The sequence below is a fragment of the Flavobacterium humidisoli genome, from assembly GCF_023272795.1.
Lineage (GTDB): Bacteria > Bacteroidota > Bacteroidia > Flavobacteriales > Flavobacteriaceae > Flavobacterium > Flavobacterium humidisoli.
On sequence record NZ_CP096829.1, the window covers coordinates 1,349,220 to 1,361,216 of the forward strand.

Genomic DNA, 11,997 nt, shown 5'->3' on the forward strand with positions numbered 1-11,997 from the left:
AACGCTTTATTTTGAGAAAGATCTAATGTTGTTAATAAATTTTCAGAACACTCTAAAGTATTTAAACTGGTAAAGCCCTGAATTCCAGTTAAGTTTTTTATAGAACTAGAAGAAACATCTAAGGAAGTTATACCCGAAATACTGCTGTTTAAAACAGATCCGTTTTTACCGTCAGTATCAATTGAAAGTGCAATTAATTTATCTTCAAAAGCAGGATCTGGTATTGCGGTAACTTGAGAACAGTCAAAAGCCGAATATGAGCTGTTGATTCTTTAAACGTAGACCATTTTTCATTAGAATAAATAGCATTGTCTACTATAATACAAGTAAGTGCTCGATTGGAAGTAAAATTAATAGAACTGATATGTGGGTAAAATCTGGAGTTGTTTGTGTTTTTTAAATTCACGATAGTAAGAAATTTATTATCTGAGCAATCTAAGGAATTAAGAAGAGTGTTTTTAGAAAGATCCAAACTTGTCAGTAAATTGGATTTACACCAAAGAGTACTTAATTTTTTATTATTTGACACATCAATGTTTTTCAGTTCATTTGAACTACAAAAAAGATCTATTAAATTATTATTTTGTGATATGTCTAAAATTGTTAGCTTATTACCAGTGATGCTTAAATTTGAAAGCTCGAGATTATTTGAAATATCTAGTGTTGTCAAATTATTAAATCCAGCGTCAATGTAAGTTAATGCCAAGTTTTGTGAAAGGTTTGCAGTAGTTACTTTGTTAGACATAAAATCTAAAGACTTAAGAGATTTGAAATCTTGAATACCAGTTAAATTGGTAATTTTATCATTACTATTTCTAGAATTAACATCTAAAACTTCGATAGTATCAATTTTTGAAGTTAATACTTTTCCATCTGGGACTCCAGAATCTAAACCTAAAGCAATTAGTTTATTTTCGAAATTAACATCTGGAATTAATGTGAATCTTTCACAAGAAGTACTAAATGTAGCAGTTGCATCTTTTTTATCTGCCCATGTTGTATTAGAATAGGTTGCTTCATCAACCATAATACAAGTTAATTTTGGGTTATTGATAAAGGTTGTATATAAAAGCTGGAAATTATTGTTATTTCCGTTTTTTAAATTTAGGAACTTTAAGTCATTATCATTGCAGGATATTTCGATAATTTTTGGGTTTTTGGAAATATCTAAATCTGTAATCTTATTGAAATGACAGTTTAATATGTACAGTTCTGGATTATGCCATACATTAATGCTTGCCAGTTCATTATAATGACACATCAGCTGTTCTAATAGAGTGTTTTTAGAGACATCTAAACTTTTGATTTTATTTTGGTGACAAATTAACGAAAATAACTTTTTATTGTTTGTTACATTTAAACTTGTAAGTTCATTAATTCCACAATTTAAATCTGTCAACTCTAGATTTTTGTCGATGTTTAAACTTGTCAATTTATTGCTTCCGCACCATAAACTTATCAAAGTAAGGTTTTTATCAACATTCAAAGCCGTTAACTGATTTCCTCCACAGCTTATAAAATTTAATGCTAAATTATTATCTGTATTTAAAGAAGTAAGTTTATTACTCTTAGCGTTTATTGAAATTAATAATGTATTTGCAGTTATATTTAAATTGGTTAATACATTTGATGAACAATTTAATATAGTCAAATTAGTGTTTTTAGAAATATCTAATGCCGGTAGTTTGTTTTTCTGACAATCTAAATTTTCTAATGCTGTATTTGTACTTAAATCTAATGTTGTTAGTTGATTATTGCCAAGATCTAAATAATTTAATTTTGTGTTTTTTGAAAGATTGACACTTGTTAGAGAATTTTGATTTGCAATTAAAGATTGTAAAGAAGTAAAGGCTTCAATTCCCGTTAAATCTGAAATAGAACTTCTTGAAACATCCAAACGAGTTACTGATGAAATGCTTGATGTTAAAACTTGTCCGTCTACAGTGCCAGAATCGATACCCAAGTCAATCAGTTTGTTTTCAAAATTTACATCTGGAATAGATGTGTATTGCTGCGCATAAATTGAAAAATTTGCTAAAAATAGCAATAAAAGTAGTTTTGATTTCATAGGCTAAAAAGTTGTAAATATGAGCGAGACAATAATACAATATTAGTACTATTGTTTTTTACGGAAAGACGTATTAAAAACAGTATTTATAAAAAATCCCATTTTCAACTAAATGAAAATGGGATTTTTTGATTTAACTAATTGTAATTTTCTAAGCTTAGTTTGTTTTGAATTTCCAAACCTGACCTATGGTTTCACCACCTTTATTGTCTTTTACAACAATTTTCCAATAATACTGTGTAGTTGGTTGTAGCGTAACATCAAACGATTTTGAACTTGTATTCTCGCTTACTTTTGCTGTTGGCGGATTTGCAGTTCCAAAATAGACATCATAAGTTAGAGCATCAGAAGCATCAACATCTGATGCATTCCATTGCAAACTTGCAGTTGTTGCGCTCAAAGCAGCATTGATTGTTGGAGCAATCAATTCTGGCGAAAAAGGCAAATGATTCACCACAGCTGCTCCCGCAGTATAAAACTTAAAGGTTGAAGAATAAGCACTTGACAATCCTTTCGCGTCTGTAGCTTTTACTCTCCAGTAATAAGCAGTGTTTTTTTCTAATGCTAAAGCGCTTGTAGAAAGAGATGAATTATCTAGCGTACTTACAATTTGAGAAAATGCATTATCTTTTGCAATTTGAATTTGATAAACAATTGCATCTTTTTGCTCATCGGTTGAAGCGTTCCACTGAAAAGAAACATTGTTGTCTAGGCATAATTTATTGTCTGCCGGAATCGTTAACACTGGTACAGAAGGAGCTGTATTCTCTGCTGGTGGATTAACAGGATCGTCTCCACCTCCACCTCCACCTCCGCAGGCTGCAAATATTAAACAGATTATGGATAAATATATAGAATTCTTCATTTTTTTATTTTTTTATAATTTTAATGTACTCTGGAGTTTCTAAATTGATTTTAGCTGCATAAATTCCTGAAGGTAATTTTTCAAGATTTAAAAGGGCTTTTCCATTTTCAATATTATAAGTTCCGTGAGAAACCAATTGTCCGCCAAAATTGTATAAATCAATAGTAACTTCGGTTTTAGCAGATGGAATTTCAATTTCTATAACGCCAGAAGTAGGGTTCGGATAGGCCGAAAGTATTGTCCCTAATTCATAAGAAGTAACTTTTTTAGCAAAAACACCTTCACAAGCTTTTGCAGTTGCGACTTCAACTAATCCGGCTTTATTTAAGGCAACCGTAAAGCTTTTATCTGTTGTTTGAAATTGTTCTGTACCATCAACAAATACTGTGAAAGGGGCTGTCCCTTCGGTAATTTCAACGTTTACATTCTTAGCGCTTACATCAGATTTTCCTGTTGTAGTTGCCGCTTTTGGAATAGTTACATTAAAGTTTTGTTCAAAAAGTTCGTTCGGAATAGTAATTGAAATAGTGTAGTTTCCAGGAGCTAAATTTGAATAGTTTAAAGAGTTGTTTGTAAATGGCAATACTTTATCATTAATTTTCGCCTGATAAGCAAAAGTCTCTTTTGCAGTGATACTTATCGCTCCATTATTTTCTCCTTGACATGATTCTCCTTTTGTTTCAACATTAAAATTATTAGGAAGAAGCGTAAGAGGTCCAGCACAGTCTTCAGAAAATCTAACATTAGGATCTGCATAATAAGACCACATTGTTTTAGCATACGTTGCATCAGTAACCTGAATACATTTTAAATCAGGATTGTTTTTATAATTAGGAACGTCTAAGTTGATGGAAAAATTCTTTAGACCATTTTGTAAATTTAAACTTGTAAGCTTGTTATTGTTACAATTTACATAACTCACCTTTTTATTTTGTGAGATATCAAAAGTCGTTAATTGATTATTATAAAAATCCACATATTGTAGCTCAGGATTATTTACGACGTTTAAAACTTTAAGTTTATTGTTCGAAACTAATAAATATGATAATAAAAGATTTTTTGTTACATCTATTTCAGTAATTTGATTTTCATATAAATAAGCGTCTGTTAGTTTTGAATTTTTAGATAAATTAATATATGTCAAATTATTTTTGCTAGCCGTCAATTTTATTAATTCAGGTAAGAACGTAACATCTAATTCATTTAATTGAAGGGAAGTACAGTCTAATTCTTTAAGTTTTAGATTTTTTGAAATATCAAATCCTGCAATTGTATTATAACCACATGAAAGAGAGGTTAGATTGATATTTTGGGTAACATTTAGACTAGTTAATTTGTTGTTTGAGCATTTGAATTCTGATAGCTTAATTGATGAAGTTACATCTATATCAGTCAGTAAATTATTGCTGCAATTAAAGTAAACCAAATTTGGTTTATTGGTAGTGTTTAATACGGACAGCTTGTTGTTTTCAACATACAGCTGTACTAACTCACTTTGATTAGAAAGATCCAAACTGCTTAATTCGTTGTCGCTACAAGCTAATAAACCTAACTTGCTGTTTGTTACATCTAGACTTTTTATTTTATTACTTCTGCAGCTAACTTGATATAGTTTTTTATTATTAGAAATATTAAATTCTGTCAAGTAATTACGAGATACATCGATAGAAGATAGCTCTGTATTATTTGAAATGTCTACAGATGTTAATTTGTTAGAAGCGCAATATAAGTTAACCAACTTTGTGTTTTTGCTAACATCTAAACTAGTTAGTTGATTACCATCACAATATAATTGTGTCAATGCGGTGTTTTTAGAAACATCAAGTTTAGTTATTTTTCCGCAGCCACCACCGCTACTAGACACACAACCGTTTCTGCAGTCTAATACTTCCAATGCAGTAAAGTCTTCAATACCACTTAAATCAGCAACTAAGGTTGGGTCAAGAGTCAATGATTTAACCGTTTTAATATTAGATGTCAATACTTGTCCATCTGTTGCCCCGCTATCAAGACCTAAAGCGATCAATTTTTTTTCGAATTCAACATCAGGAATCTTAGTGTATTGAAGAGAAATTTCATTAATATCTACCACAGAAACATTATCAATCAAAATTTCAGAATTTAGACCTCCATAAGTCCAAATATCAACTTCAATATTTTCAGAAACAGTTGGAGTATATTCAAATTCTAGTTTTCTCCATTCTGTAGTAGAGAAAGTTACATCTGATTTTTTGATTAATTCTGCCTTAAAAGTGTCTGGTTTATGATATAAACTGAAATCAATAGAAGAAAAATTGCCTTTTGAAAGTCTGTGGTATAATGTAACTCTATATGTCTTACCAGCAGTTACAGGAAAATAGTCCGTATTAATGAAGTTAAATGTTCCACTGGCAACCATCATATTGATACTTGATGAACCATTTTGAGCTGCAGCGCTTTTAGAAACATAACCGCTAAAATATTGATACCAGTTGTCTGGTTTAGAGGACACAGACCAAGTCTCAAAACTTCCGTTTGGGACTAAGTTGGTTTGCGCATAAAAAGAAAAACTTGCCAATAATAGCAACAAGAGTAGTTTTGTTTTCATAGAATAAGTTTACGATTAGGTCGCGCAAGTATAGAGCAATAAAATGGATAATCTTTACGGGAAACCACAAAACTATATTATTTGTTAATTTTTTTACATTTCAAAAACTCCTTAGTATATTTTTAATGTTGCAGAATTATATTTATAATGATTTGAGTGGTAAATGTTTGAGGATATTATAGTTTTGAGTATTTTTCGTCAAAATTTCATAACACATTGTTAACAGTTAGCATTTTGTAACAAAAAAGCATAATTTAGACCCATCTTTTAACTTTACAATTAATTATAGATACATGAGTCATATAAAACCACTTAAATTATCTGCGTTTGCATTACTTGTTTTAGCAGGTTGTAATGCAACTTTACAAGCACAAACTTCTGTGCCAAAACAGCCAATTGTGGCTCCTTTAGCAGTAGTAAAAAAAGCACCAGTTAGCGAAAATGAATTAAAAAGATGGAGTCACCTTGATTTGATAAAAGATTCTATTCCGGGAATGAGTGTAGACAGAGCTTTGACTGAATTACTGCAAGGTAAAAAAGGGCAGAAAGTAATCGTTGGAATTGTAGATTCTGGTGTAGATATCGAACACGAAGATCTGCAGGGAATGATCTGGACAAATAAAAAAGAAATTCCTGGAAACGGAATTGACGATGATAAAAACGGATTTATTGATGATGTTCATGGCTGGAATTTCTTAGGAAATGCTGTTCATGAAAATCTAGAAATGACTCGTATCGTTAAAAAAGGAGACGACGGTTCTGCGCAATATAAAGAAGCTTTAGCACAATATACTGAGAAAAATGATAAAGCGCTAAAAGACAAACAACAAGTAGACTTTTTGCTTGATGTTCATAATACAATCAAAAAAGAGCTTAATAAAACAACATACAAAATTGAAGATTTAAGCGCAGTAACTTCTACAGATCCAAAAGTAGCAAGAAGTAAAGCGATTATGACTCAGATCTTTACCAATGCTGGACCAACTTTTGATCCAGAAGCTGATTTTGGAGAATATAAAGACCAAGTTTACGATCAGTTAGAGTACAACTTGAACAAAGATTATGACGGAAGAAAAATCGTAGGTGATAATCCAGAAGATATAAAAGATGCTCATTATGGAAATAATGTTGTTTTTGGTCCAGATAAAGAAAAAGCGCTTCACGGAACTCACGTAGCTGGAATTATTGCGCAAATTCGCGGCAATAATTTAGGTGGAGACGGAGTTGCTTCTCCAAATGTTGAAATTTTGACGGTTAGAGCCGTTCCAGATGGAGACGAATACGATAAAGATATTGCTTTGGCAATTCGTTATGCGGTAGACAACGGAGCAAAAGTAATCAACGGTAGTTTTGGAAAAAGCTTTTCTCCACACAAAGACTGGGTTTATGATGCAATTAAATATGCGGCTAAAAAAGATGTTTTAATTGTTCATGCTGCTGGTAACGATGGTTATAATATCGATGAAACTAAAAATATTAATTATCCAAACGATTCTAAAGACAACATAAAAGAATTTGCAGATAATGTAATTACAATTGGAGCGATTAATAAATCGTACGGAGAAAATGTTGTTGCTCCATTTTCAAACTTTGGAAAAATAAACGTAGACGTTTTTGCTCCAGGGGAAGAAATTTATGCAACAGTGCCAAATAACAAATACAAATATTTGCAAGGAACTTCAATGGCATCTCCAAATGCGGCAGGTGTTGCAGCTTTAATTCGTTCTTACTATCCAAAATTGAAAGCAGCTCAAGTTAAAAAGATTTTAATGGACTCTGGAGTAGCACTTCCTTCAATGGTTGTTTTAGGCGAAAGTGAGAATCCAGATGAAAAGCCAGTTGCGGTTTCTTCTGCAGAATCATCAAAAACAGCTAAGATGGTAAATGCTTATAATGCGTTATTAATGGCTGAAAAGATGTCTAAAAAATAAACAATAATAAACGATTAATCCAATGGAAGGGCTAACGCTCTTCCATTTTCTATTACATATAAACATGCGAAAAATTATTTTACTTTCTTTCCTAAGCTTAGGTTTTAACTCGGCTTTTGCACAAAGCGCCCCATATTGGCAGCAGCACGCTGACTATAAAATGGAGGTTTCTATGGATGTAAAAAACTATCAGTACAAAGGGAAACAAGAATTGGTTTATACCAATAATTCTTCTGATACTTTAAAAAAAGTATTCTATCATTTATATCCAAACGCTTTTCAACCAGGAAGCGAAATGGATGCACGTCTTCATTTTATTAAAGATCCAGACGGAAGAATGGTGAACAAAGTAAAACAAGCTGACGGAAAAGAAGTAAAACAGAGCCGTATTGAAACTTTAAAGCCAAATGAAGCAGGTTATTTAAAAATTACAAACTTCAAACAAGATGGTGCTGTCGCTCAAACAAGAGTTTCTGGAACGATCTTAGAAGTAACTTTGGCGAAACCAATTTTACCGAATTCTAAAACGACTTTTACATTAGATTTTGACGGACAGGTTCCAGTACAGATTCGTCGTTCTGGAAGAAACAATTCTGAAGGAGTAGAGCTTTCAATGTCACAATGGTATCCAAAATTAGCCGAATTTGATTTTGAAGGATGGCATGCAGATCCATACATTGCAAGAGAATTTCATGGTGTTTGGGGGAATTTTGATGTGAAAATTACAATTGATAAAGACTACACAATTGGTGGTTCTGGGTATTTGCAAGACAAAAATTCTATCGGACATGGTTACCAAGATGCGGGTGTAACGGTTACTTATCCTAAAAAAACAAAAACATTAACTTGGCATTTTATTGCACCAAATGTTCACGATTTTACATGGGCTGCAGATAAAGAATATACACATGATATTGTAAAAGGACCAAACGATGTCGATTTGCATTTCTTCTACAAAAACAACGAAAAAACGACTGCAAACTGGAAACAGTTAGAGCCATTAATGGTTAAAGTAATGGAATATTACAACCAGAGAGTAGGAGCTTATCCGTACAAGCAATATTCATTTATTCAAGGTGGAGACGGTGGAATGGAGTATGCAATGTGTACTTTAATGTTAGGAAACGGAACTCTTGAAGGAATTCTAGGAACAGCGACACACGAATTAGGGCATTCTTGGTTCCAGCATATTTTAGCTTCAAACGAATCTAAACACCCTTGGATGGACGAAGGTTTTACAACTTACATCGAAGACAGTGCTTTGAATGAATTAAAAGGAGACAAAAAAGAAGTAAGTCCTTTTGTAGGAAATTATAAAGCGTATTATAGTTTAGTAAATTCTGGTAAAGAACAGCCACAAACAACGCACGGAGATCGCTATGATGAAAACCGTCCATACAGCATTTCTTCTTACGTAAAAGGAAGTCTTTTCCTTTCTCAGTTAGAATATGTAATTGGAAAAGATAATGTTGATGCGACTTTAAAAAGATATTTCAACGATTTCAAATTCAAACATCCAACTCCAAACGACATCAAAAGAACAGCTGAAAGAGTTTCTGGAGCTGAGTTAGATTGGTATTTGATTGATTGGACACAAACTACAAATACGATCGATTACGGAATCAAAGACGTTGCTGACAATGCAGGAAAAACAACAGTTTCTTTAGAAAGAATTGGAAGAATGCCAATGCCAATCGATTTGAGAGTGGATTACACAGACGGAACATCTGAGACATTCTACATTCCATTAAGAATGATGAATTTTATTAAGCCAAATCCAAATCCGAACGAGAAAAGAACAGTACTAGAAGACTGGGCTTGGGCACAGCAAAACTATAGTTTTACAATTGACAAAAACAAAACATCAATCAAAAAAATCACTATCGATCCAAGCGGATTAATGGCTGATGTAAAGCAAACTAATAATGTTTTTGAAGTGAAGTAATTTCTAGAAAATATTTATAAAAAAAGCCCTTAAAACTAATTTTAAGGGCTTTTTTATTTTCAAATTTATTCCAAAATCGTAATGTTTATGCCGTTTTTATAGTAGCAGTAGTAGCGTCTGGCTTTGTTTTTTTGAAAGGAACCCATTCTCTGTAACTAGCAGACCTCCATAACCATTCAATCGGGCCATAATTGTATTTTGAAAGCCACCATTTACTGATAAATAATTGAATGATAAAGATGAAAACAGCAAACAAAAAGTAAAACCAATACGGCATTGAATCTGCAATTCCGAATCCAATTCCAGAGAAAATAATACCTGCCAATATATTTTGGCTCATATAATTGGTCAATGTCATTTTTCCGCCTGCACTAAAATAGCTGAAAACCGTTTTTAACTTGCCGTTATTATACAAAATACAAATTCCGCTTGATATAAAAATCATCGTACTTAAAACCAGCCAATAAAGAGGGTGAAATATTTTTAATAACGGAGCTTTGTATATTATCGCAATATTAAATCCGATCCCGATAAGTACAGCAACAGCCAAACTAATAATGCAGACAGATTTTAAAAGTTTCTTCAATTCTGTTAAGCGATTGAAAAAGTTTAGTTTTTGAAGCAAAAAACCAAAAAGCATACAGCCCAACATTACATAATGAGCCGTAATCGCATAGCCTGGAATTATAATTTGTTCGTAAAATGACGCAAGCAGATTAAATCTGAAAAAGTCAATCCAGTTTCCAGAATGATATAGTTTTAAATATTCGGGATTTGTTGCAATTGCAGGATGCTCAATTTTTAAACCATTTACATAAGCCATTACAAAAGGAACTGTAAGTATAATTACAGCAGAAATAATGGCCAAAGTTTTGGTAGAACATTTGTAAAAAAGTAATAATACAAGCCCTAAAAAGGCATAATCTTTTAAAATATCGCCAAGCCAAAAAGCAGAATTAATAAAGGCTAAAATAAATAGCAAAAACATTCGCCATGCAAAAAAAGCGACAGGATTTTTTCCTTTAGAAGCAACATTGTTAATCAAAATTGCAAATCCGTAGCCAAATAAAAGAGTTAGTAATGTCCAAGATTTTGCTGCAAATAAATAACGGTTAATAAATTGTAGCGTTTCAGAGAAAGCATTATGCTTAAGCTCTTTTTCTATACCGATGTATAGAAAATCCAAATAATTGCCAATGGCTACACCCAATATAGCCCAGCCCCGAAGTATGTCGACAATTGCAGTTCTTTTGCTTTGCTCGACAGGATAATAAGAATTTGTCATTTGATTGATGTTTTTGTTGTGATTTGATTGATGATTTTGGAATAAACTTGATTAATGTTTAACGTAGTCAAAAGTAGATAAATTATAGATTCAATATTTTTTCTAATAAATAAATCCATAAAAAAAGCGTGTCACTTTGAAATAACACGCTTTTAAATCTTATCCTTTTTTAAATTATGCTAAATGCTCCAGCATATCTTTAGTCATAGTTTCCAAATCAAATTTATGATTCCATCCCCAATCTTTCCTCGCTTCAGCATCGTCTATACTTGCCGGCCAGCTATCAGCAATTTTCTGACGGAAATCTGGATTATACGTAATTTCAAATTCAGGAATATGTTTTTTGATTTCAGCCGCAATTTCAGTTGGAGTAAAGCTCATTGCAGCCAAATTGTATGAAGAATGTATTTTAATTTCTTCAGCTGGCGCTTTCATAATATTGATCGTCGCATCAATCGCATCATCCATATACATCATGGGCATTTTGGTTTCAGAAGACAAAAAACACTCGTATTTTTTATCGGCAATCGCTTTGTAGAAAATATCAACGGCATAATCTGTAGTTCCGCCGCCTGGAGGAGTAGACCAGCTAATTAAGCCTGGATAACGAATACTGCGAACATCTACACCATAAATATTATGGTAGTATTCGCACCATCTTTCACCTGCTTGTTTACTAATTCCGTAAACTGTAGAAGGTTCCATTACGGTATATTGAGGCGTATTTTCTTTTGGAGTTGTTGGTCCAAAAACAGCAATACTAGAAGGCCAGAAAATCTTCTGAATCTTTTTGGCTTTAGCTAAATTTAAAACATGAAAAAGAGAATTCATATTCAAATCCCACGCAAAAGCTGGGTTTTTTTCAGCGGTTGCCGATAAAAGTGCCGCCATTAGATATACATCTGTAATTTTATGCACTTCTACTAAATGTTCTATTTGATTAAAATCTAAAGCATTGACCACTTCAAAAGGTCCCGAATTAACAACATCAGTATTTAATTTTCGAATATCAGAAGCGATAACATTCTCGGTTCCGTATATTTTGCGCAGTTTTTGCGTCAGTTCTGTTCCAATCTGACCGCAAGCGCCAATGATCAATATTTTAGGATTCATTTCATGATGATTTTTAGAGACACAAATATAACGTTTTCGCAATTACTTGCGCTTTTTTGAAGAATAAATTATAAATTCAATAATTTAAAAGTTTGTTTGTTATATTATTCTCTTTTAAGAGTGTGTCTTTGTGCCTTTTTAAGAATCCCAATAAAAAGCGCTATTTTATTGATATAATGATCCAATGACTTTTTTTAAATTGA

Annotated in this window: 7 protein-coding genes; 2 read left to right on the top strand and 5 right to left on the bottom strand. The window is 32.3% G+C overall.

The window, feature by feature from the left end:
- Positions 1 to 193: 193 nt before the first annotated feature.
- From M0M44_RS06205 to M0M44_RS06215, 3 genes are all read right to left on the bottom strand, one after another.
- Complete coding sequence (locus M0M44_RS06205) at positions 194 to 2,068, bottom strand: leucine-rich repeat domain-containing protein (protein WP_248728985.1); 1,875 nt, start codon at positions 2,066 to 2,068, stop codon at positions 194 to 196.
- A 157-nt stretch (positions 2,069 to 2,225) separates the two neighbouring features.
- Positions 2,226 to 2,933 carry a glycoside hydrolase family 78 protein gene (locus M0M44_RS06210; RefSeq protein WP_248728986.1) on the bottom strand — a complete coding sequence of 236 codons (708 nt, stop codon included), beginning with the start codon at positions 2,931 to 2,933 and terminating at the stop codon, positions 2,226 to 2,228.
- Positions 2,934 to 2,937: 4 nt separating this feature from the next.
- Complete coding sequence (locus tag M0M44_RS06215; protein ID WP_248728987.1) at positions 2,938 to 5,520, bottom strand: T9SS type A sorting domain-containing protein; 2,583 nt, start codon at positions 5,518 to 5,520, stop codon at positions 2,938 to 2,940.
- 293 nt (positions 5,521 to 5,813) lie between these two features.
- Between M0M44_RS06215 and M0M44_RS06220 the strand changes: the two genes are divergently transcribed.
- Together M0M44_RS06220 and M0M44_RS06225 are read left to right on the top strand one after the other, a co-directional pair.
- On the top strand, positions 5,814 to 7,451 hold the full coding sequence (locus tag M0M44_RS06220) for a S8 family peptidase (protein WP_248728988.1): 1,638 nt from the start codon (positions 5,814 to 5,816) through the stop codon (positions 7,449 to 7,451).
- Between the two features lie 64 nt (positions 7,452 to 7,515).
- The gene (locus M0M44_RS06225; protein ID WP_248728989.1) at positions 7,516 to 9,396 is read left to right on the top strand and encodes a M1 family metallopeptidase; all 1,881 of its coding nucleotides are present in this window, start codon (positions 7,516 to 7,518) and stop codon (positions 9,394 to 9,396) included.
- Positions 9,397 to 9,481: 85 nt separating this feature from the next.
- Here the strand turns inward: M0M44_RS06225 and M0M44_RS06230 are convergent, their stop codons facing one another.
- Positions 9,482 to 10,681: a DUF418 domain-containing protein gene (locus M0M44_RS06230; protein ID WP_248728990.1), complete on the bottom strand. Its 1,200-nt coding sequence runs from the start codon at positions 10,679 to 10,681 to the stop codon at positions 9,482 to 9,484.
- A 174-nt stretch (positions 10,682 to 10,855) separates the two neighbouring features.
- Complete coding sequence (locus M0M44_RS06235) at positions 10,856 to 11,794, bottom strand: L-threonine 3-dehydrogenase (RefSeq protein ID WP_095929615.1); 939 nt, start codon at positions 11,792 to 11,794, stop codon at positions 10,856 to 10,858.
- Positions 11,795 to 11,997 lie beyond the last annotated feature (203 nt).